We start from the raw sequence: 23,279 nt of genomic DNA, 5'->3' as shown, positions 1-23,279 counted from the left end.
ACAACAGCCGACCGCCACCTCTGGCACAGCCGATGCGTCTCTCCCACCTCTGCCGCCCACGTCGATGACCAAAAAAACCGCCAAGTCCCCCACCCTGCCGCCGATCGAAGTCGACGCCTCCAGGCGGCCGCCACTGGGCATGCCGCCACAGCTGTTCCTGCGCCGTTACTGGCAGAAGCGCCCGCTGCTGGTCCGCAACGCCTTTCCCGGCCTGGTCTCGCCGATCGAGCCGGACGAGCTGGCCGGACTGGCCTGCGAGGAAGCCGCGCTCTCGCGGCTGATCACCCATGACCGCGCCAGCGACGGCTGGTCGCTGCGCAGCGGCCCGTTCGAGGAAGACCAGTTCCCGACCATGCCCGACCACGACTGGACCCTGCTGGTGCAGGACGTGGACAAGTGGGACCCGGACGTGGCCGCGTTGCTGGACGCCTTCGACTTCCTGCCGCGCTGGCGCATCGACGACATCATGGTCAGTTTCGCGGCGACCGGCGGCTCGGTCGGGGCACACGTGGATCAGTACGACGTGTTCCTGCTGCAGGCCCACGGCCAGCGCCGCTGGCAGATCGACGCCTCGGACAATCCGCCGCTGGATTTCCGTGACGATGTCGAGCTCAAGCTGCTGCGCCAGTTCACCCCGACCCATGACTGGGTGCTGGGTCCGGGCGACATGCTGTACCTGCCGCCGGGCGTGCCCCACCTGGGGGTGGCCCAGGACCCGTGCCTGACCTTCTCGGTGGGCATGCGCGCGCCCTCCTCGGCCGAACTGATTGCCGACTACCTGGACACCCTGGTGGCCGAGGCCGACGAGGCGATCCGCTATCGGGACCCCGACCTGGCCCCGCCGACCGATCCCAACGAGATCGACGCCACCGCCATGGGCCGGGTGGTCGAGGCACTCAATGCGCTGCGGATGAATGACCCGGACCGGCTGGGCGAGTGGTTCGGCCGCTTCATCACCACCTACCGCAGCGCCGGGCAGGCCGCCGCGCCAGCGCAGGCCCCGTCGCTGATCCAGCTGCAGTTCGCGCTGAGCCAGGGCGCCACGCTGCAGCGCCACCCGATGACCCGCATGGCCTGGCGCCGGGCCAGCAAGGGCGCGGTGCTGTTCGCCAGCGGCCAGGCGCTGCCGATGGCGGTGCGCGACGCGCGCGCCCTGGCGGCGGCCGAGCGGATCGACGCCGCGCTGTACCAGACCTTGGGCGAACGAGGCCGCGAGGCGGTCCTGGTTCTGATAACGTCCGGCCACTACGTACTGCCAGAAGCCAATGCCGATGAGTACAACGACCACCGCTGAGTTCACCCTGCGCCCTGCCTCGTTCATCGCCGACCGCGAGGCCTTGCGGGCGGTGCGCGAGACGGTCTTCGTCACCGAGCAGCACGCGCCGATGGACACCGAATGGGATTCGATGGACCCGGTCGCCGAACACATCCTGGCGGTCAATGCCCACGGCGCGCCGATCGGCACCGCCCGGCTCACCCCGGACGGTCGCTTCAGCCGCCTGGCGGTGCTCAAGCCCTGGCGCGGCAAGGGTGTCGGCCAGGCGCTGCTGCTGGCCATGATCGACAAGGCCCGCAGTCACGGCTGGTCGGAACTGATCCTGTATGCGCAGGTGGCTGCCGAAGGCTTCTATACCCGGCACGGCTTCGTGGTCGAAGGCGAACCCTTCGACGACGTCGGCATCCAACACCAGTTCATGCGGCTCAAGCTCAAGGGCTGAGGCGGTGGAAGTCGAACACCAGGCCCAGGCCATCCAGACCGTGGCGGCCCTGGCCCAGGACACCCGCAGCCTGCTGTGCATCTACAGCCGCGAACTGGACCCCGGCCTGCTCGATGCGCCGGCCGTGCTCGATGCCCTGCGCGCCCTGGCCGTGCACCATCGTGGTGCACAGATCCGCATCCTGATGCAGGACCCGCTGGTGCCGCAGCGCGCCGGCTCGGCCTTGCTGACCCTGGCCCAGCGCCTGCCCAGCAGCTTTGTCCTGCGCGCGGTCGACGAGCCGGTCGACCGCAGCTATGCCGGTGCGTTCGTCGCCAGCGACGGCGGCGGCTATTACTTTCGCCCGCTCGGCCATCGCTTCGAGGGTGAGGCCGAGCTGGCCGCACCGGGGCGCAGTCGCCAGCTGCGCGATGAATTCGGCCGCTTCTGGGAACGCGCCCGGCCCTGCACCGAGCTGCGCGCCCTGGGGCTGTGAAAGCCGGCCACAGGCAATGTCCCGCATAGTGGGGCATTGCCTTGGTGCGTTCCGGCAATCCGGCACGCGTGACCGCCGGGGTTCAGGGCGAGGCCTATAATTTTCTGGTTTCGCGGCTCCAGCGCGCCCTGACCGGCCTGTTTCGCTGCCTCCGCGGGCTCTCCAACCCCACAAAAGACGCCGCAGGCAATCACCGTGGACAATCTTCTCAAGCAGTTTGCGCAGTCCTCCCCGCTCAACGGCGGCAGTGCCGCCTATGTCGAAGACCTGTACGAGCAGTACCTGGTCTCGCCCGACAGTGTGGACCCCAAGTGGAAAGCCTTCTTCGACGGCTTCAGGGGCCGCGAAGCCGGCGACGTGCCGCACTCGGTGGCCATCGAACACATCACCCAGGCCTCCAGGCAGGCCGCCAACGCCGCCAACGGCGCCACGCCATCGGATGAGCGCGAACGCCACGTCGGCCGCCTGATCACCGCCTACCGCTCGCGCGGCCACCTCGGCGCCAGGCTTGATCCGCTGGGCCTGAGCGAGCCGGTCAATCCACCGGACTTGGGCCTGGAATGGCACACCCTGTCCGAGCGCGACCTGGACAGCGAATTCAGCACCGGCGGGGTGGCCGGCCAGCCGCGCATGGTGCTGCGCGACCTGCTCGCGCGCCTGAAGGCGACCTACACCGGCTCGATCGGCGCCGAGTTCATGCACATCCCCGACCATGACCAGCGTCGCTGGATGTACGAGCGCCTGGAACAGGCCGGGGGCAACTACGGCCTGGACGCCGAGACCCGCAGGCGCACCCTGGAGCGCCTGACCGCCGCCGAAGGCCTGGAGCGCTACCTGCACACCAAGTATGTCGGCCAGAAGCGCTTCTCGCTGGAAGGCGGCGATTCGCTGATCCCGATGATGGACGTGATCCTGCGCCGCAGCGGCAGCGACGGCATGCGCGACATCGCCGTGGGCATGGCCCACCGCGGTCGCCTGAACGTGCTGGTCAACACCCTGGGCAAGAATCCGCGCAAGCTGTTCGACGAGTTCGAGGGCAAGTTCGAGCATGCCCACGACGACCGCGCCCACACCGGTGACGTGAAGTACCACATGGGGTTCTCGGCCGACATCTCCACCCCGGGCGGCCCGGTCCACGTGGCGCTGGCGTTCAACCCCTCGCACCTGGAAATCGTGGACCCGGTGGTCGCAGGCTCGGTGCGTTCGCGCCAGGAGCGCTACAACGACACCGAGCGCAAGCACGTGCTGCCGGTGTTGATCCATGGCGACGCGGCCTTCGCCGGCCAGGGCGTGGTGATGGAGCTGTTCCAGATGTCCCAGGCCCGTGGCTTTGCCATTGGCGGCACCGTGCACATCGTCATCAACAACCAGATCGGCTTCACCACCAGTGCGCGCGATGACGCCCGCTCGACCCTGTACTGTACCGACGTGGCCAAGATGGTGAGCGCCCCGGTGCTGCACGTGAATGGCGACGATCCCGAAGCGGTGGTGTTCGCGGCCAACCTGGCCTACGACTACCGCCAGACCTTCAGGCGGGACGTGGTCATTGACCTGGTCTGCTACCGCCGCTGGGGCCACAACGAGGCCGACGAGCCGGCCGCGACCCAGCCGGTGATGTACCAGGTGATCCGCAAGCACAAGACCACCCGCGAGCTGTACGCGGCGCAGCTGGAACAGGCCGGCGTGATCGGCCAGGGCGAGGCCAAGGCGATGGTCGATGCCTATCGCGACAAGCTGGACTCGGGCGAGTACACCACCGAGCTGGCCAAGCCCGAGCGCGACCCGCTGGCCATCGACTGGTCCAAGTACCTGTCGGGCAAGCTGACCGATCCGGTGGACACCACGGTCAAGCTGCCCAAGCTCAGGCAGCTGGCCAAGACCATCAACACGATTCCCGAGGGCGTGACCCTGCACGCCCGCGTGGCCAAGATCTACGAAGATCGCGCCAAGATGACCGAGGGCGACCTGCCCGGCGACTGGGGCTTCGCCGAGAACCTGGCCTACGCCACCCTCCTGGCCGAAGGCCACACCCTGCGCCTGGTGGGCCAGGATGCCGGTCGCGGCACCTTCTTCCATCGCCACGCGATCCTGCACGACCAGAAGACCGACAGCTATTACCTGCCGCTGCGCCAGCTGGTCGATGATCCGCAGGATGCCACCGTGATCGACTCGCTGCTGAGCGAGGAGGCGGTGATGGGCTTCGAATACGGCTACTCCACCACCGATCCCAATGCGCTGTGCATCTGGGAAGCGCAGTTCGGCGACTTCGCCAACGGCGCCCAGGTGGTGATCGACCAGTTCATCGCCGCCGGCGAGGCCAAGTGGGGCCGTATCACCGGTTTGGCGCTGTTCCTGCCGCACGGCTACGAAGGCCAGGGCCCCGAGCACAGCTCGGCCCGGCTGGAGCGCTTCCTGCAGCTGTGCGCACTGGAGAACATGCTGGTCTGCGTGCCGACCACCCCGGCCCAGTGCTTCCACATGATCCGCCGGCAGATGCGCATGACCACGCGCAAGCCGCTGATCGTGATGACACCCAAGTCGCTGCTGCGCCACAAGCTGGCCGTCTCCAGCCTGGAGGAAATGGCCGAAGGCCAGTTCCAGCACCTGATCCCGGACCCCAAGGCCGATCCGAAGAAGGTCAAGCGCGTGGTGGCATGCGCGGGCAAGGTCTATTACGACCTGCTGGAAGACGCCAACAAGCGCGAGCAGGACGACGTGGCGATCCTGCGCATCGAGCAGCTGTATCCGTTCCCGCGCGAGCTGCTGGCTGCGCAGATGAAGCAATACGGCAACGCCACCGACCTGGTCTGGTGCCAGGAAGAGCCGCAGAACCAGGGCGCCTGGTACCAGATCAAGCATCACCTGCAGGCCTGCCTGGGCAGCAAGCAGGCGCTGCATTACGCCGGTCGCCCACGTTCGCCCTCGCCGGCGGCAGGGCACATGGCCGAGCACGTGGCCGAGCAGCAGAAGCTGGTCGCCGATGCGCTGGTCAACGATTTCGGCAACGACGTCGTCGCTGAATAGAACACCGCAATCCAATCCCTACCGACGAGATATCTAGGACGCTCCCCGCATGGCAACCGAAGTCAAAGTTCCGGCACTTCCCGAATCCGTTTCCGACGCCACCATCGCCAGCTGGCACAAGAAGGCCGGTGATGCGGTCAGGCGCGACGAGAACCTGGTGGACCTGGAGACCGACAAGGTCGTCCTGGAAGTGCCCTCGCCCGTCGATGGCGTGCTCAAGGAGATCAGGTTCCAGGAAGGCGACACGGTCACCTCCTCGCAGGTCCTGGCCGTGATCGAGGAAGGCGCCGCCGCCGAGGCCGCCCCGGCCAAGCCGGCCGAGGAGGAGGTCAAGCCTGCCGCCAAGGAAGAGAAGAAGGAAGCTCCCAAGGCTGCCGAGGCACCGAAGGCCGCCAAGGCCGAAGCACCCAAGGCCGCCGGCGACACCGCCTCGCTGCCGCCGGGCGCGCGGTTTTCCGCACTCACCGAAGGCGTGGATCCGGCCCAGGTGGAAGGCACCGGCCGGCGCGGCGCGGTGACCAAGGAAGACATCGTCAACTTCGCCCGGTCTGGCGGGGTGGGCAGGGCCGCAGGCGCCCGTCCGGAAGAGCGCGTGCCGATGACCCGGGTGCGCAAGACCATCGCCAGGCGTCTGATGGAGTCGAAGAACTCGACCGCCATGCTGACCACCTTCAACGAGGTCAACCTGAGCAAGGTTTCGGCCGCGCGCAAGGAGCTGCAGGACGAGTTCCAGAAGGCCCATGGCATCAAGCTGGGTTTCATGAGCTTCTTCGTCAAGGCCGCGGCCAACGCGCTGCAGCGCTTCCCCCTGGTCAACGCCTCGATCGACGGCGAGGACATCATCTACCACGGCTACAGCGACATCTCGATCGCCGTGTCCACCGACAAGGGCCTGGTCACGCCGGTCCTGCGCAACGTCGAGCGCCAGTCCTTCGCCGAGGTCGAGCAGGGCATCGCCGACTACGCGGCCAAGGCCCGGGCCGGCAAGCTGGGCCTGGACGACCTGCAGGGTGGCACCTTCACCATCACCAACGGCGGCACCTTCGGCTCGCTGCTGTCCACCCCGATCATCAACCCGCCGCAGAGCGCCATCCTGGGCATGCACGCCATCAAGGAACGCCCGATCGCCGAGAACGGCCAGGTCGTGATCGCGCCGATGATGTACCTGGCGCTGTCCTACGACCACCGCATCATCGATGGCAAGGATTCGGTGCAGTTCCTGGTGGACATCAAGAACCAGCTGGAAAACCCGGGCCGGATGCTGTTCGGCCTGTAGTCCAGCTGCCGGGATTCGGGACCCGGGACCCGGGACCCGGCAATGCAGATCAAGCAGGACTCGGGACACGCAGGTGATGCTTTGCGGGTCCCGCGTCCCGGGTCCCGACTCCCGACTCCCGCAAAAAGCACAGGACTCCTGCAACATGTCAGAACAAAACTACGACGTCGTCGTCATCGGGGCCGGCCCGGCCGGCTATCACGCGGCCATCCGCGCCGCGCAACTGGGCATGAAGGTGGCCTGCATCGATGCAGCGCTGGGCAAGGACGGCAAGCCGGCCCTGGGCGGCACCTGCCTGCGCGTGGGTTGCATCCCGTCCAAGGCGCTGCTCGATTCCTCGCGCCAGTTCTGGAACATGGGCCACCTGTTCGACGAACACGGCATCAGCTTCAAGGACGCCAGGATGGACGTGGCGACCATGGTCGGCCGCAAGGACAAGATCGTGAAGCAGTTCACCGGCGGCATCGCGATGCTGTTCAAGGCCAACAAGATCACCGCCTACCACGGCTTTGGCCAGCTGCAGCCGGGCAACATCGTCAAGGTCAGGCAGCACGACGAGACGGAAGTGGAGCTCAAGGGCACCAACGTGATCATCGCCGCCGGTTCGGAGTCGATCGAACTGCCATTCGCCAGCTTCGACGGCGAGACCATCGTCGACAATGTCGGCGCGCTGGACTTCCTCGAGGTGCCCAAGCGCCTGGCGGTGATCGGTGCCGGGGTGATCGGCCTGGAGCTGGGCAGTGTGTGGAAGCGCCTGGGCAGCGAGGTCACCATCCTCGAGGCGCTGCCGGATTTCCTGGCCGCCGCCGACGCCGAGGTCGCCAAAACCGCGCTGAAGGAACTCACCAAGCAGGGCCTGGACATCAAGCTCGGCGCCAAGGTCAGCGCGACCGAAGTCACCGGCAAGGGCAAGAAGAAGGAGGTCGTGGTCAGCTACACCGACGCCACCGGCGAGCAGACCCTGACTGTGGACAAGCTGCTGGTGGCGGTGGGCCGCAGGGCCGCGACCAAGGGCGTGCTGGCCGAAGGCACCGGCGTCAAGCTGACCGAGCGCGGCCAGATCGAGGTCGACGCACACTGCCACACCGGCGTGGATGGCGTGTGGGCCGTCGGCGACTGCGTACGCGGGCCGATGCTGGCGCACAAGGGCTTCGAGGAAGGCATCGCGGTGGCCGAGCTGATCGCCGGGCTGCCGGGCCACGTCAACCTGGACACCGTCCCCTGGGTGATCTACACCGAGCCGGAGATTGCCTGGGTCGGCAAGACCGAGCAGCAGCTCAAGGCCGAAGGCGTGCCGTACAAGACCGGCAGCTTTCCGTTTGCCGCCATCGGCCGGGCCGTGGCGATGGGCGAGCCGGCCGGCTTTGCCAAGGTGATCGCCCATGCCGAGACCGACCGCGTGCTGGGCCTGCACCTGGTGGGCGTGGGCGTGTCCGAGCTGGTCCACGAGGGCGTGCTGGCGATGGAGTTCAGCGGTTCGGCCGACGACCTGGCGCGCATCTGCCATGCCCACCCGACCCTGTCCGAAGCCATCCACGACGCCGCCATGGCGGTCAGCAAGCGGGCAATCCACAAGGCGAACTGAAGGCCGGGACTCGGGACTCGGGTTTCGGGACTCGGGTTTCGGGTTTCGGGACCCGGGACCCGGGACCCGGAAGAGCCTGATCCGGTCGGGACTGGTTGAGCCCCGGTTTCTCGGTCCGGATGCAAATTGCTTCAAAAGGCCCTGACAGGAGAGAGAGGCCAAAGATCCTGCCTTGCGGGTCCCGGGTCCCGGGTCCCGGGTCCCGAAACCAGTCCCTGGTTCCGAGCCCCAGTCCCCAATCCCCAGTCCCGGCTCCTGATCATGAAAAGCATCTGCGTCTACTGCGGCTCCAACCCCGGCTCCAAGCCGCTCTACGCCCAGCGCGCGGCCGAACTGGGCAGGCGCCTGGCCGCCGACGGCCTGCGCCTGGTCTATGGCGGCGGCAACGTCGGTCTGATGGGCACGGTGGCCAACGCGGTCCTGGAGGCCGGCGGCCAGGTCACCGGCGTCATTCCGCAACAGCTGGCCGACTGGGAAGTCGCCCATCGCGGCCTGACCCGGCTGGAGGTCGTCGGTTCCATGCACGAGCGCAAGGCGCGCATGTTCGAACTGGCCGATGGCTTTGTCACCCTGCCCGGCGGCTTTGGCACCATGGAGGAGATCTTCGAGATGCTCACCTGGCGCCAGCTGGGCATCGGCAACAAGCCGTGCGCGTTCCTGGACATGGACCGCTTCTACGCACCGCTGATCGGCATGATCGATCGCATGGTCCAGGAACGGTTCCTGCACCCGGACCAGCGCGCCGACCTGTGGTACGGCGAGGACATCGACGCGATGCTGGGCTGGATGCAGGCCTATACGCCGGTGCAGGCCTCGAAGTGGATCGACGAGAAACGCGCCAGCGTGGTTCGATGAGGACCGTTGATACCCGCAAGTGTGATGGTCTTCATGCTTTCAGAGCGGCCGCGTGGGCCGCGTGGGAGCGCCGACGGACGAGCGGAACATCGGCACCGCCGACCGGTCACCGGCGTATTACCTTGTCCATGAACAGCCTCTACAATCGGCGCGGGGACAATCAGGGGGTTATCGCATGGCACGGATTTTGATCGTCGACGATTCACCGTCGCAGTTGCTGGGCATCCAGCGCATCGTGGAAAAGCTGGGGCACGCCTCGATCACGGCCGAGGACGGCGCGCAGGGTGTTGAAGTGGCCAAGCGCGAGTTGCCGGACATGGTCCTGATGGATGTGGTCATGCCCAATCTCAACGGCTTCCAGGCCACCCGCCAGCTCAGCCGCGAAGCGACCACCAGCCACATTCCGGTGATCCTGGTCACGACCAAGGACCAGGATACCGATCGCATGTGGGGCATGCGCCAGGGCGCCAAGGCCTATCTGACCAAGCCGTTTTCCGAGGACGAACTGTCAGAAGTGATCGAACGCATCCTCAGCGCCAGCAGCGAGCCGCCATTGCCGGCCGCCTGAGCTGCCGGGCGCCCGTGGGAGCAACTGTCTGCTCGACGCGTTCGGAGCTCCCTCTCCCCCGCGAGCGGGGGAGAGGGGGCAAATCCCAGCGATGCGGCCGTAGGGCCCATGGCCGCGATGGGCTTTCCCGTAGGCCTTTATCCCCTTTTCGGGACATGGCCGCGATGGGGCGCTACACAGACGCCTGGTCGGGATCCGGTCGTTCTGCACCGCCGGTTCAGGCTTGGGACGCGAACGCCTTGGCCAGCTTCTCGTAGGCCTTGCGCTGGGCGTCGGTCTCCGGGCGCGGCGCGGTGATCTCCAGCTCCACGATCTGGTCGCCCGGCTGCGCGCCTGGCAGGCCGCGACCGCGCAGGCGCAGCTTGCGACCGGCTTCCGAACCGGCCGGCACCTTCAATTCCACCGAGCCGCCCAAGGTCGGCACGCTGACCGTGGCGCCGAGCGCGGCCTGCCACGGTGTGACCTGCAATACGTGGATCACGTTGCTGCCATCCACCTCGAACTGCGGGTCGGCGGCGTATTCCACCTCCAGCAGCAGGTTGCCACCGCCACTGCCCTGTCCGGCCAGCCGAATCGCCTGGCCGGGCCTGATGCCCTTGGGCACGCGCACGTCCAGCTGTCTGCCGTTGACGGTCACCCTGATGGTGCTGCCCTCGTAGACCGCGCGCAGCGGCACCGACAGCCGGGCGCGGGTCTCTCCGCGCGGCGCCTGACCGCCAAAGCCCGGACCGCCGCCGCGGGCGCGCTGGCCGAACAGGTTCTCGAAGAAATCGCTGAAGCCGGCACCGCCGCCGGTGCTGCCGAATACCTCCTCGAAATCGAAGCCCTGACCGGGACGGCCGCCGAAATCCTGTGGCTGGTATTCCTGCCCAGGCCGGTAGCCGCGCGCGCGCAGCTGGTCGTAGGCCGCGCGTTTTTCCGGATCGCGCAACGCTTCGTAGGCCTCGTTGACGGCCTTGAACCTGTCCTCGGCATCGGCTTCCTTGCTGACATCGGGGTGGTACTTGCGCGCCAGGCGGCGGTAGGCGCTCTTGATCTCCGCTTCGCCGGCCGTGGGTTCAACGCCCAGCGTCTGGTAGTAATCCTTGAATTCCATCGCACCTCCAGCAAGAAAAGCCCGCGACCTGGCAGCCGCGGGCTTGAACCTGGGCCTGATGCATTCAACAGCACATCACGCCCGTCACTCGCGCCCGGCAATCCGGGCTGGCGGCGTACAGCTTACTGGATCGATTCGCGCCCCACCTGGATCCGGCGCGGCGCGGCCTGCGCACGCTTGGGAATCACCACTTCCAGCACCCCGTCGCGGCCCGAAGCCACGATGCCGTCGGCATCGGCGGTTTCCGGCAGGGTGAAGCTGCGGGCAAACCTGCCGTGGCGGCGCTCCTGGCGCGTGAAGCGCTGGTCTTCGCCCGCCTCCGGCGCGGCCCGCTGGCCGCGGATGCTGAGCACATTCTTGTCCATCTGCACCTCGATCGTATCCAGGTCCACGCCCGGCAGATCGGCGAAGATCACGAACCGGGTGGCTTCCTCCTTCACGTCCACCGGCGGCGACCATTCGGCTTGTTCGGGGGACTGATTGGCCTGCACGAAACGCTCGATGACCCGGCCCAGATCGGCCTGGGCAGGAAGGCCGGACCAGCCGTTGTAGCGCACAAAATTCATGGCATGTCTCCTGTTTGGTTGCCGACATTCCGCGACTGCGGCGCGGCAGGGGCCCGTGGCCTCCATGGCCAGCAGATAGGCGCCTCCAGGCAGTTTTCAAGGGCCTTGACGCGCCCTTCCCATGGCCGCTCCTAGGGTGGCGTTCATGCACCCGCCAGCGCGGCGGGCGCGCCCCTTGACGAGACTTTCCCATGACCATCCAGCGTGGCCAGCGCATCCCCGAGATCACCCTCAACCGCATCCGCCAGGGGGTGGAGAAGGTCGACACGCCGACCCTGTTCCAGGCGCACAAGGTGGTCCTGTTCGGCGTACCCGGCGCCTTCACCCCGACCTGCTCCGAGCGCCACCTGCCAGGCTTCATCAAGCACTTCGACGAATTCCGCAAGCGCGGCGTCGAGGTCTACTGCGTGGCGGTCAACGACCCTTTCGTGATGAAGGCCTGGGGCGAATCGCTGCACGTGCCCGATGGCCTGCAACTGCTGGCCGACGGCAGCGCCGAGCTGACCAGGGCCATGGGCCTGGACATCGACCTGAGCGGCAACGGCATGGGCCTGCGTTCGCGCCGCTATGCCCTGTACGCGGTCGACGGCGTGGTCCAGGACATCTGGGTCGAGGCGCCGGGCGAATTCAAGGTGTCCTCGGCCGAACAGGTGCTGCAGCAGATTCCCGCCTGACCCTTTTTCTTCCCTATCGCACAAACAGGAACCCACACATGTCCCACACGCCCGCCACCTTCGACAAGACTTCCGCCAGCGCCCTGTCCGACCGGGACACGCTGCGCGCCAACGCGCGCAAGCGCATCGAGGACGGCGCGATCACCGACACCTACACCGCCGACCGCGACCAGGTGATCAAGCTGCTCAACGAAGCGCTGGCCACAGAGTACGTGTGCGTGCTGCGCTACTACCGCCACTACTTCATGGCCAAGGGCATGCTGGCCGACTCGATCAAGGCCGAGTTCCTGGAGCACGCCCAGCAGGAGCAGGAACACGCAGGCAAGCTGGCCGAACGCATCGTCCAGCTGGGCGGCGAGCCGGATCTCAACCCGGACACGCTGAGCCAGCGGTCGCACGCCGAATACAAGGAAGGCAGCGACCTGCACGACATGGTCAAGGAAGACCTGATCGCCGAGCGCATCGCCATCGACAGCTATCGCCAGATGATCAACTACATCGGCGACAAGGACACCACCACCAAGCGCCTGCTCGAAGCGATCCTGGAGCAGGAAGAACAACATGCCGACGAGTTGTCGGACATGCTGGAAGGCTACACCGGCAGGTAATTCATCGCCGGATCCTGGGAATGAAAACGGGCGCCTGCAGCGCCCGTTTTTCTTCTTGCGCACATTGCATCACCGCGACCAGGGCTCAGCGAAGCACGCGAAAGCGCACGCTCGCCCATGCCCCGCTCTCGGCCAGCGCAGTGAGCGTGTGCTCGCCGGGCGCGTCGAAGCCATGCTCGAAGCCGCGCGTGCCGCGGGTCCGCGCGATCCAGCGGCCGTCCACCAGCCATTGCACGTCGGTGTCGGTGCCCAGCGCCCGCAGGCGCAGCGTGGCCGGCGCGGGGCTGCCCGGCGCGCGGGCGATCGTGGCCCGGTCATTGAGGCCTTCGATGCGCAAGGCGGCGCTGGCATCGCGGCCGTCGGCAGCGCAGTCGGCGGCCAACGGCGGCAGTTGCGAGGCGCTGCGCTGGGCTGCCGTCAGCCACGGCGAAGCCAGCGCCGGCCAGCGTGCGATCTGCGCGGGCTGCGCCAGGTGCGGCGCAGTGCAGTCAGCCGACAGGCGCCTGCCACTGACGGCATCGCGCTGGAAGGTTTCCAGCCCGCTGCGCCACAGGCGCGCGTCGCGCTCGGCGAAAGTCGGCGGCACGTTGCCGTCCAGGGTCCAGGCCTGCAGGCGCTTCTGGCACAGCTGCGGCGCCCGTGGATCGGGCGGCAGGCCCAGCGGCCAGCACACCTCCACCTGCGCCACGGTGGCCGGCGCCGGCGTGGTCATCGCATCGCTGCGACCACGCGGCAGGCTGTCGATCACCTCGAACATCAGCGGCAACGCGGTGACCGCGCCGTACTGGCCTGGCAACGGCGTGCCGTCCGGGCGACCGACCCACACCCCGACGGTGTAGCGGCCGGTGCCGCCGATGGCCCAGGCATCGCGATAGCCGTAGCTGGTGCCGGTCTTCCAGGCCACGCGCGGGCGCGAGCCGGTATCGAAGGTGTCCAGCGCGTAGCCCGGCCGCGGGTTGTCCTGCAGGATCTGGCGCACGATCCAGGCCGCACCGGGCGAGAGCAGGCGGCGGTCGGAGGTGCGATCGTCGCGGGTGTAGCGCACGCGGCCTGACAGCCCGTCGCGGTTGAACGCGGCAAATGCGCCGACCAGGTCCTCCAGCCGCGCCCCGGTCCCGCCCAGGATCATCGCCAGGTTCGGCCCGGCGCCGGCGGGAAAACGCAGGTCGATCCCGGCATTGGCCAGGCGCGCGGCAAAACGCGCCGGGCCGACGTGGTCAAGCACATCCACCGCCGGCACGTTGAGCGAGCGCTGCAACGCCTGCGCCGCGCCGACCGGGCCGTTGAAGGCCGCATCGAAGTTGCCCGGCCGGTAGCCACCGAACCCCTGCGGCGCATCGACCAGCAGGCTCTGTGAATGGATCAGCCCATCATCCAGCGCCAGGCCGTACAGGAACGGCTTGAGCGTGGAACCGGGCGAACGCCAGGCCTGGACCATGTCCACGTGGCCCAAGCGCTTGCTATCGCCAAACTTCACCGAGCCGACGTAGGCGCGCGCTTCCATCGTGGCGTTGTCCACCACCAGCAGCGCGGCCGAGGTGCGTTCGGGCAGGTTGGAGAAGTACGCGGTAACGCGCTGCTCCAGGGTGCACTGCAGGTCGGCGTCGATGGTGGAGACGATGCGTGAGGCGGCAGGCTGGCGCTGGTGCAGGCGCAGGGCCAGCAGCGCCGCGCTCAGCGGTGGCTGCAGCGAACGGGCGACCACCGGCTCGATCCGCGCATCGTCCACCTGCGCCTGCGACCACACCTGCAGCGAGACCATGCGCGCCAGCACCTTGTCGCGCGCGGCACGGGCAGCCTGCGGGTGGCGGTCCGGGCGCAGCCGGCTGGGCGACTGCGGCAGCACCGCCAGCAGCGCGGCCTCGGCATGGGACAGGCGCGAGGCCGGCTTGCCCAGGTAGGCCCAGCTGGCCGCCTCGACCCCTTCGATGGTGCCGCCGAACGGGGCGCGCTCCAGGTACAGGTCCAGGATCTGGCGCTTGCTCAGGTGCACTTCCAGTTGCACTGCACGCAGCAGCTGCCTGGTCTTGCCCCACGGCGTGCGCGTGTGCCGGCTGTTCGCCGGCGGCTCCAGGATGCGCGCGACCTGCATGGTCAACGTCGAGCCGCCGGAGACGATGTGCCCGCGCATGACCAACTGGCCACCGGCACGCAGCAGCGCCCAGGGATTGATCCCCGGATGCTGCCAGAACCAGCGGTCCTCATAGGTCAGCAGCGCCTGCAGGTACAGCGGCGAGACGCCTTCGCGCGGGACCGGATAGCGCCACACGCCATCGCGATCGGCAAACGCACGCAAGGGGGTGCCATCGCGCGCCACCACCAGGGTGCTGGTGTCGCCCGCCCTGGGCAACGGCGGCGGGAAGGTCAAGTCCAGCACCAGCAACGTCAGCAGCACGCCCACGCTGGTCCAGCGCAGGACCTTGAGCAGCATGGCGATACGCGGGCGTAGCGCCTTCATCGACGGTGCGGGTCCTGGCTCATTGGTCAGCGATGGCGCAGGTGAAGGCATCCACGGCGGCCACGCATGATAGCGGCCGTGCCGGTCAGCCTGATCGTCCCGGACGTGGACAACGCGCCGGCCAGCATCAACCAGACTGCTGGCGGGCGCTTTTCATTTACGGCTGCACCACCGTGATCGTCGCCGGCAACGAGGCGCCCACACCGCGGATCTGCGGCCGGTACATGTCTTCGACAAGCGGCGGCGGCACGGTGTAGGTGCCGGGGGTCACCGCGCGGACCAGGTAGAACACCTTGGCGCCGCGGCCCCCGGCCGACAGGCGCAGGGCGGCCACGTAGCGGTCGTCGCGGAACTCCTCGTGCTTGACGTCGGCCGCGTCGCCGCGATCGGTGATGTTGATGCCGTCCACCACCACATCGGCCCACTGCTTGGCGTCGGACAGGTTGAAGTTCTCGATCTCCAGGCCCGCCGGCAGCAGGTCGGTCAGCAGTGCGTCGGGCATGGCGGTGTCGGCGGTGATGCTCAGGCCGACGATCAGCGCCTGCCCCTCCTTCAACGTCCCGCCGGTCCATTCCTTGCCATCGGTGGTGTAGTAACGGCGCACCACGCTGAGTCTGGAGGTGTCCTCGGCCGGCGCGGTGCGTGGCACGCCGGCGATTTCCAGGCTGGCGTACAGCGGCGGCGTGCTCCCCGATCCAGTCGGGGACAGGCTTTGCGGAGTGAAGGTCACGCCCTTGGCCAGGGTGTCGCCGTCGAAGCTGCGTGCGAACAGGCGCTGGCTGTCCACTGCTTCGCTCGCCCCGTTGGCCGCCCAGGTGCCGCTGACGGTCTTGGCCTGTGCATCGCCCAGCAGCGACTTGCCCAGGCGTGCCAGGGCCACCTGCTCCTGCGTGCTCAGGTAGAACCAGCGCGCCTTGCGGCGTTCGTCGAGCTCGCGACCCAGGGAGATCACGCGGGCGTCGTATTCGGGCCTGGAGAGCTTGCGCTCGCGCACCAGGGCCAGCATCAACGCGTCATCGCGCAGCGGGGTGCCGTAGTCGCCCAGGTAACCCGGCCGGTCGCCGGTCTTGTCCAAGCCCAGCGCGATCGCGCGGCTGCCACGCTTGGTATCGCCCTGCAGCGACAGCGCGATGCCCAGATGCACCAGCGGCAGGCCGGTCATCGACTTGACCCGGTCGTTGTCATAGAGCGCGCGCAGCGTGCCCAGCGGCGCACGGCCCACGCGCGCCAGCACGTAGCCTTCGTAGGCCTGGTTGGCAAAACGCAGGTGGTCGCGGAAGTCGGCGCCATAGAACTGGTTGCCGCCGGACAGCAGGTCCTCGCTCAGGCGGTTGAGCGCCTTCTGCAGCACCGCATCGGGCACCGCGAAGCCGGCATCGCGCGCATCCAGCAGGAACTCGGTGACGTACGGGGTGAGGTAGGGCACCACGTCGCTGTCATCGCCCCACATCGAGAAGTTGCCGTTGGCCACCTGCATCGAGGTGATGCGGCCGAACGCGCCTTCCATGCGTTCACGGCGCTTGTTGGCATCCAGTCCGTGGGTGCCCAGCAGCTCGGCGGTGGCCTGGTCCAGCAGCAGGGTGCCGTAGCCCTTGCTGGTGGTCTGCTCGATGCAGCCGTAGGGATACTTGAGCAGGTCCTCCAGCGCTGCGGCGAAGGGAATCGGCGGCAGCGCGCTGACCACCATGCGCGCGTTGATCGAGCCGGCCATCAGCCCCTCGCCGAAGGCCGCGCCCATGCTCACCGGCGCCAGCGGATCGATCACCCGGCTTTCGGTGCGCACCACGCTGGGCCAGCCGGCGCGCACCGGCAGGTCATACTTGCGGTCCACCTTGAAGCCGGTCGCCCCGCCTTCCACCTGCACCCGCACCTGCGCGGTGGTGTAGCCCTCGTTGGCCATGAGCGGGAAGCTGAGGGTGGTCTTGGCGCCATCGGCCAGCTGCGCGCTGCGGCTGCCCTCGCCGATCGCCAGCGGGCCAATCCCGTCCACCTGCACCTTGAAGGCGCCCGGCTTGCCGGTGAAGTTCTGTACGTCCAGGGTGACCATGCTGCGATCGCCCGGTGCCAGCACGCGCGGCAGGCTGGCCTCGGCCACCACCGGCGCACGCACCAGGGTTTCCACGTCGCGGTTGCCGTACTGGTCGTCCGAGTACACCAGCGCCGACACGCGCAGGGTGCCGTTGAAGTCCGGCACGTGCAGCACGATGCGCGCATTGCCCTTGGCATCGAGCTTCACCGGCCCGGCGAACAGGTCCACCGTCTGCACCCTGGCGGTGGGCCGCCTGGCCTGTGGCAGCGGGCCCAGGGCCATGTCGCCGCCAAAGCGCATGCGCGCGGTGTCGCCCTCGAAGCTCTCGATCACCCGTCCGTACACGTCGTAACTGTCCACGCCCAGGCGACGCTGGGCGAAGAACTGGGCGTTCGCATCGGGCACCGGATAGCCGGTGATGTTGAGGATGCCCACGTCCACCGCCGAGACGGTCACGTGCGCGTTCCTCCCCGCCAGCTGCGGCACGCTGACGGTGACCGCCAGGTCCTGCTCGGGCTGCATCTGGGTCGGCGCCTTCAGGCCGACGGCGACGCGGCGGGCGGTGCGGTCCATCGGCACGTGCGCCACCCCGACCGCGCGTGCGGGCGTGATCCTGGACGGCGCGCTGCCGCCGCGGAACACCAGCGCGGTCACGTATACGTCGTGGCGTTCCCAGTCGGCGGTGACCGGGATCTGGAAGGTGCTGCCGGCCTTGGCGTCGATGTTCCTGACGTAGAGCATGTGGTCGGACTCGACCATCAGCACGCCCTTGCCCGGGTGCGGCGGGGTGAGCGTCACCTTGAGCGTGTCGCCGGCGCGATAGCCGGCCTTGTCCAGCGACAGCTTGATCTTGTCCGGGCGCGCATCCAGGCCGCGGTTTTCGTCGCTCCAGCTCCAGCCGGCGGTGAACGGATAGCGCGTGGTCAGGCCGGTGGCCGGGTCGAACACCTCCAGCCGATAGCCGCCCCACTCCACCGGAAACTCGACCCGCGCCGGGTCGGTCCGGACATCGAGCGTGCGCGTGTCCACGTTCTCGAAACGCTGGGTGTAGTCGAACGCCCAGCCGGTGTCCTCGTCATGGGTCCAGTGGTAGTCGCGGCGTTCGCGCACCAGGGTGACCTTCAGGCCTTGGCCCGACAGGCGCTTGCCGGTGGCATCCATGCGCGCGATCTCGAAGCCGGCGGTGCCGTTGGCATCGGAGCCCTGCTTGTCGTCGAACAGTGGCCGCACGCCCACCAGCACGGCGGCCGGCCACATCACCCGCTTGAGCGTGCGGTTGACCGTGCGCCCGCCGGTCTCGTACACGCTGGCCGAGACGATGGCCGCCACCGGCGTGACCGGCTTGACCTCGTCGGGCAGCGCCAGGTCGCCTTCGAAGTGGCCCCTGGCGTCGAGGGTCGCATCGACCACCCCCTTGGCTTCCTTGGGCAGCTCGACGGTCGGGTCGCCGAAGAACCAGCCCGGCAGCTTGTCCAGCGGGTGCTGCTCGACCGCCACGGCCAGCTTGGCGGTGAAGCGGTTGCCGTCGGCCGGGGCGCCGTACAGGTAGGCCGCGTCGGCCTTGAGCGCCAGCGGCGCGCCGGGCCTGAGCGTGTCGGCCGCGGACAGGTCCAGCTTCATGCGTTCGGGCAGGAATTCCTCGATCTGCAGGGTCATGCCCTGCACCGCCTGGGCGCTGGCCGGATCGGTGCGGAACTCGATCTGCCAGCGCCCGGTCGGCGCCTCGGCGGGAATGGCCTGTTCGAACGCGAAATATCCCTGCTCGGCCGGCGCCAGGCGGGTTTCGCGGAACACCTTGCCATCGGGCTGCTTGAGCCGCAGGTACAGCGGCTGGCCGGGCTTGACCGGCTTGCCGTCGAAATCGCGCAGCAGCGCCGACACGCGCACGGTTTCGCCCGGGCGATACAGGTCGCGGCCGGACCAGGCGAACACATCGAACCAGGCCTGCTCGCGCCCGGCCACCGCGAACTCGGACAGGTCCAGCGCCGGCTGGTTGAACGGCAACAGGGTCACATCCTTGCCGCGGCTGGCCACCAGTACCTGGCCGGCGTCCAGCGCGTACTTGAGCAGCGCGTTGCCGTTGCCGTCGGTCTCGCCCTTGAGCACGGTATTGCCCTTGGCGTCGAGCACCCGCAATTGAGCGCCCTTGCTCGCCTCGCCGGTGGCCAGCGAGGCGGTGTGGACGAACAGCGTGTCCTTGTAGGCGCGTGCATGCAGGCCTAAGTCGCTGACGCTGAAGAACACGGTCTGCAGGTCTTCCGAGTAACGCCCCACCCGCTTCATCACCGCAAAGTACAGGCCCGGCTCCTGCAGCTGCCTGATGTCCTGGGTCGGCAGGTAGCTGAGCGCGCGCTCGTTGGGCTTGCCGTCCAGTACGAAGCGGTTGAGGTAGACCGAGTCGGCCATGTCTCCAAGCGGGGTGTGGTCGCCGTAGCTGCGGTCCAGGTCCCAGGCGCCGCGACTGCCGCCGCGCTGGTACTGGTCGAAGAAGCGCGGCAAATCCGCCTCGCGCACGCGCAGGAATTCCACGTCCACTTCGGCCACGTTGATCGACACCACCGGCAGGCCGCGGCTGTCCTTGGCCGGCAGCACGCTGCCCTGCGAGGCAAAGCCCACCGACGGCTTGAGCGAACCGCTGTGCACCACCTGCTCGACGCCCTTGCCCAGGCGCGCACCGGCGGCGGCCAGCAGGCCGGCGTCTATCTTCACCGTGTAGTCGCGCGCGGCCTCCACCGACGGGAAGCGCAGGACCTTGCCCTCATCCCCCAGCACCCAGCTGCCGCTGACCGGCGCGCCCTTGTCGTCGGTGACGTGCAGCAGCGCGTCGAAGTCCTGCGATTCCACCAGCGGCTGGCTGAATTCCAGGGCGAGGGCGACTTCGCCGTCCTCCTGGTCCGGATAGGCGTTGACCAGGCCGAAGCCGGCGATGGCCTTGGCCTTTTCGGCCCTGACTGCCTCGCCGGAGACCTGGGGCAGCTCGCCGGTCTTGTTGCGGTCACAGCCGGCCAGTGCCAGCAGCCCAAGCGCGGCGGCCAGCAGCGCGTTGCGCCAGGGACGTTGCGATGCGAAGCGGGAAGACATCCGGGCGGCTGAAGCCTGGTGCGCATCCAGCGCGGCGGCGTGCTGCAATGCGCGTGCGCCGTGGCCCTGCGTGCTCTCCATGTGACGCATTCCCCTGCCCAGGTTTGCGCGGGAGTATAGAACGCGGACGATCCTTCAAAACGGCGCCAATGAGCAGTTGTCTGGAGTGGGAGCGGCTTCAGCGGCGATGTGACCTACCGGGAAAGCCCCATCGCGCCCCTGCGGTGCGCTCCTACGGGAAAGCCCATCGCGGCCATGGCCCTACGGCCACATCGCTGGGATTTTGCCCCCTCTCCCCCGCAAGCGAGGGAGAGGGGGCACGAACGCGCCGAGCAGACAGTTGCTCCTACGGGGCGAACCGGAGGCCATCCGACGTTTCAGCCCTCGGGCTGGATCTGGCTGGATGCGTCGGTGCCTTGGGCCGCCGCGTCCAGTTCCTCGCCTTCTTCCAGCGAGGCATCCAGGCGCTCGATCGCCTGCAGCTTCTCGCCCTTGGACAGGCGGATCAGGGTCACGCCCTGGGTGTTGCGGCCCACCCGCGAGATCTCGGTCGAACGGGTCCGCACCAGGGTGCCGCCGTCGGAGATCAGCATCACCTCGTCGCTATTGCCCAGCAGCAGCGCGCCGACCAGCTTGCCATTGCGGGCATTGGTCTGGATGCCGATCACGCCCTGGGTGCCGCGGCCCTTGCGCGGATACTCGGCCAGCGCGGTGCGCTTGCCATACCCGTTCTCGGTGGCGGTGAGGATGTAGCAGCCCGATTCGTCCTGACTGGTCTCCAGCACGGTGTCCTCGGCGGCAGCCTCGAGGGCTTCATCGGCGTCGGCCACCTCGTCATCGGTCTGGTCGGCGTCCGCGCCGGCCGCACGGTCAGCCACGATCAGGCTGACCACGTGCTCGCCCCTGGCCAGCCTGATGCCGCGCACGCCGGTGGCGGTGCGGCCCATCGAGCGCACCGCTTCCTCGCCGAAGCGCACGGTCTTGCCATTGGAGGCGAACAGCAGCACGTCGCGCTGGCCATCGGTCAGGGCCACGCCGACCAGCGCGTCGCCCTGGTCCAGGTTGATCGCGATCTTGCCGCGCGCCAGGCGATAGGCGAACTCGGTCAGCGGGGTCTTCTTGACCGTGCCGTTGCGGGTGGCGAAGAACACGAAGCGGCCTTCGGCATATTCGCGCACCGGCAGCACCGCCTGGACCTTCTCGTCGGCTTCCAGCGGGATCCAGTTGACGATCGGGCGGCCGCGCGCATTGGGCCCGGCTTCGGGCAGCTGGTGCACGGCCAGCCAGAACACCCGGCCCTTGCTGGTGAAGGTCAGCAGCGTGTCATGGGTGTTGACCAGCCACAGGTGATCGATGAAATCCTCTTCCTTGGTGGTGGCCGCGTTGCGCCCGCGGCCACCGCGCTTCTGCGCGCGGTAGCTGCTGGCCGGCTGACGCTTGGCGTAACCGGCGTGGGAGAGCGTGACCACCATGTCTTCCGGGGCGATCAGGTCGAGGATGTCGAAGTCTTCCTCGCTCTGGCGGATCTGGCTGCGGCGCGCATCGCCGAATTCCTCCTTGACGTTGAGCAGCTCCTCGCGGATGACCTGCTTGAGCACATCCGGGTTCTGCAGGATGCGGATCAGGCCGGCGATGGTCTCCAGCAGCAGCTTGTATTCCTCGGTGAGCTTTTCCTGCTCCAGCCCGGTCAGGCGATGCAGGCGCATTTCCAGGATCTGCTGGGCCTGGGTCTCGGTCAGCTGATAGCGACCGTCCAGGAAACCCACGCCCTTGGGCAGGTCTTCCGGACGCGAGGACTCGCTGCCGGCCGCAGCCAGCAGCGAACCGACCAGGCCCGGCTCCCAGGTCCTGGCCAGCATGCGTTCGCGCGCCTCGCCGGGGTTGGCCGAGGTCCTGATCAGCTCGATCATCTCGTCGATGTTGGCCAGCGCGACGGTCAGGCCTTCCAGGACGTGCGCGCGGGCACGGGCCTTGCGCAGCTCGAAGATGGTCCGGCGGGTGACCACCTCGCGGCGGTGGCGGACGAAGGCTTCCAGCATCTGCTTGAGGTTGAGCAGCTGCGGACGGCCGTCGACCAGGGCGACCATGTTGATGCCGAACACCGATTCCATCGGCGTCTGCGAATACAGGTTGTTGAGCACCACCTCGGCCGATTCGCCGCGCTTGACCTCGATGTAGATGCGCATGCCGTCCTTGTCGGATTCGTCGCGCAGCTCGCTGATGCCCTCCAGCTTCTTTTCCTTGACCAGCTCGGCGATCTTCTCGATCAGCCGCGCCTTGTTCACCTGGTAGGGGATCTCGGTGACGATGATCGCCTCGCGTCCGCTGCGGTCATCCACCTCCACCTCGGCCCTGGCGCGCATGCGCACCCGGCCACGGCCGGTGCGATAGCCGGCGATGATGCCGGCGGTGCCGTTGATGATGCCGGCGGTGGGAAAGTCCGGGCCGGGGATGTATTCCAGCAGCTGGTCGATCTCGATCAGCGGGTTGTCGATCATCGCGATCAACCCGTCGATGACTTCGGACAGATTGTGCGGCGGGATGTTGGTGGCCATGCCCACGGCGATGCCGGCCGAGCCGTTGACCAGCAGGTTCGGGAAGCGCGTCGGCATGACCGACGGCTCCTGTTCCTTCTCGTCGTAGTTGGGGGTGAAATCGACGGTTTCCTTGTCGATGTCGGCCATCAGCTCGTGGGCCAGGCGCGACATGCGCGACTCGGTATAGCGCATGGCCGCGGCCGAATCGCCGTCGACCGAACCGAAGTTGCCCTGGCCATCGACCAGCATGTAGCGCAGCGAGAACGGCTGGGCCATGCGCACCAGGGTGTCGTATACCGACTGGTCGCCATGCGGGTGGTACTTGCCGATCACATCGCCGACGATGCGCGCGGACTTGAAGTGCGGCCTGTTGCTGTGCGCGCCCAGTTCGTGCATCGCGAACAACACCCGCCGGTGCACCGGCTTGAGGCCATCGCGCACGTCGGGCAGGGCGCGGCCCACGATCACGCTCATGGCGTAATCGAGGTAGCTCTTGCGCATCTCGTCTTCGAGGTTGACCGGGATGATTTCGGTGGCGAGATCAGCCATTGAATGTCCGTGCTTGTCTTCGGTACGTCAGGCCAAAACCCGGTCTGCCGCAACGATCGCGGCACCTGGGTCTGGGAGGGGTGTTGAACCGTGAAATTGTAACACGCCACGCCCCCACGACGCCGCCCGGGATTCGGCGCAAATCAAGCACTTGCGCGTGGAACCCGGCGCCGGCGGAGA

At 68.0% G+C, this 23,279-nt stretch carries 15 protein-coding genes; 10 read left to right on the top strand and 5 right to left on the bottom strand.

Annotated features, from left to right (window positions below; all coding sequences use genetic code 11):
- Nucleotides 1–64 precede the first annotated feature (64 nt).
- The 8 genes from DSC_RS06860 to pilH all read left to right on the top strand — a co-directional run bounded on the left by DSC_RS06860 (nt 65) and on the right by pilH (nt 9,501).
- Complete coding sequence (locus DSC_RS06860) at nt 65–1,294, top strand: cupin domain-containing protein (protein ID WP_014160421.1); 1,230 nt, start codon at nt 65–67, stop codon at nt 1,292–1,294.
- Nucleotides 1,272–1,718 carry a GNAT family N-acetyltransferase gene (locus DSC_RS17225; RefSeq protein ID WP_014160420.1) on the top strand — a complete coding sequence of 149 codons (447 nt, stop codon included), beginning with the start codon at nt 1,272–1,274 and terminating at the stop codon, nt 1,716–1,718. The genes DSC_RS06860 and DSC_RS17225 overlap by 23 nt, the downstream gene beginning before the upstream one ends.
- A 4-nt stretch (nt 1,719–1,722) precedes the next feature.
- A complete protein-coding gene (locus DSC_RS17220) occupies nt 1,723–2,193 on the top strand; it encodes a DUF7931 domain-containing protein (protein ID WP_014160419.1) in 471 nt (156 codons plus the stop codon).
- A gap of 195 nt (nt 2,194–2,388) precedes the next feature.
- The gene (locus DSC_RS06845) at nt 2,389–5,217 is read left to right on the top strand and encodes a 2-oxoglutarate dehydrogenase E1 component (protein ID WP_014160418.1); all 2,829 of its coding nucleotides are present in this window, start codon (nt 2,389–2,391) and stop codon (nt 5,215–5,217) included.
- A 49-nt stretch (nt 5,218–5,266) separates the two neighbouring features.
- A complete protein-coding gene (gene sucB / locus DSC_RS06840; RefSeq protein WP_014160417.1) occupies nt 5,267–6,493 on the top strand; it encodes a dihydrolipoyllysine-residue succinyltransferase in 1,227 nt (408 codons plus the stop codon).
- Nucleotides 6,494–6,638: 145 nt separating this feature from the next.
- A complete protein-coding gene (gene lpdA, locus DSC_RS06835) occupies nt 6,639–8,078 on the top strand; it encodes a dihydrolipoyl dehydrogenase (protein ID WP_014160416.1) in 1,440 nt (479 codons plus the stop codon).
- A 261-nt stretch (nt 8,079–8,339) separates the two neighbouring features.
- Entirely contained in the window at nt 8,340–8,933 is a 594-nt protein-coding gene (locus DSC_RS06830) for an LOG family protein (protein WP_014160415.1), read from the top strand.
- Nucleotides 8,934–9,108: 175 nt separating this feature from the next.
- Complete coding sequence (gene pilH / locus DSC_RS06825) at nt 9,109–9,501, top strand: twitching motility response regulator PilH (RefSeq protein ID WP_014160414.1); 393 nt, start codon at nt 9,109–9,111, stop codon at nt 9,499–9,501.
- A 217-nt stretch (nt 9,502–9,718) separates the two neighbouring features.
- On the opposite strand, the gene DSC_RS06820 is transcribed toward pilH, so the two are convergent.
- Together DSC_RS06820 and DSC_RS06815 are read right to left on the bottom strand one after the other, a co-directional pair.
- Nucleotides 9,719–10,597, bottom strand: a complete 879-nt coding sequence (locus DSC_RS06820) for a DnaJ C-terminal domain-containing protein (protein WP_014160413.1) — start codon at nt 10,595–10,597, stop codon at nt 9,719–9,721.
- 122 nt (nt 10,598–10,719) lie between these two features.
- Nucleotides 10,720–11,163 (bottom strand): Hsp20/alpha crystallin family protein, encoded by a 444-nt coding sequence (locus DSC_RS06815; protein ID WP_014160412.1) that lies wholly within the window; start codon nt 11,161–11,163, stop codon nt 10,720–10,722.
- A gap of 191 nt (nt 11,164–11,354) precedes the next feature.
- On the opposite strand from DSC_RS06815, the gene DSC_RS06810 reads away from it, so the two are divergent.
- The gene (locus tag DSC_RS06810) at nt 11,355–11,837 is read left to right on the top strand and encodes a peroxiredoxin (protein ID WP_014160411.1); all 483 of its coding nucleotides are present in this window, start codon (nt 11,355–11,357) and stop codon (nt 11,835–11,837) included.
- Nucleotides 11,838–11,875: 38 nt separating this feature from the next.
- On the top strand, nt 11,876–12,445 hold the full coding sequence (locus DSC_RS06805) for a ferritin-like domain-containing protein (RefSeq protein ID WP_014160410.1): 570 nt from the start codon (nt 11,876–11,878) through the stop codon (nt 12,443–12,445).
- An 85-nt stretch (nt 12,446–12,530) separates the two neighbouring features.
- Here DSC_RS06805 and pbpC read toward each other — a convergent pair whose 3' ends face one another.
- From pbpC to gyrA, 3 genes are all read right to left on the bottom strand, one after another.
- The gene (gene pbpC, locus DSC_RS06800) at nt 12,531–14,903 is read right to left on the bottom strand and encodes a penicillin-binding protein 1C (protein WP_014160409.1); all 2,373 of its coding nucleotides are present in this window, start codon (nt 14,901–14,903) and stop codon (nt 12,531–12,533) included.
- A gap of 157 nt (nt 14,904–15,060) precedes the next feature.
- Nucleotides 15,061–20,013 carry an alpha-2-macroglobulin family protein gene (locus DSC_RS06795; protein ID WP_043291061.1) on the bottom strand — a complete coding sequence of 1,651 codons (4,953 nt, stop codon included), beginning with the start codon at nt 20,011–20,013 and terminating at the stop codon, nt 15,061–15,063.
- Nucleotides 20,014–20,390: 377 nt separating this feature from the next.
- Nucleotides 20,391–23,099, bottom strand: coding sequence for a DNA gyrase subunit A (gene gyrA, locus DSC_RS06790; protein ID WP_014160407.1), 2,709 nt, complete (start codon nt 23,097–23,099; stop codon nt 20,391–20,393).
- Nucleotides 23,100–23,279 lie beyond the last annotated feature (180 nt).

Origin of the sequence: Pseudoxanthomonas spadix BD-a59 (assembly GCF_000233915.3) — a bacterium.
Lineage (GTDB): Bacteria > Pseudomonadota > Gammaproteobacteria > Xanthomonadales > Xanthomonadaceae > Pseudoxanthomonas_A > Pseudoxanthomonas_A spadix.
Note: the sequence above shows the minus strand (reverse complement) of the source record. Positions and strands in the feature narration are given on the sequence as shown.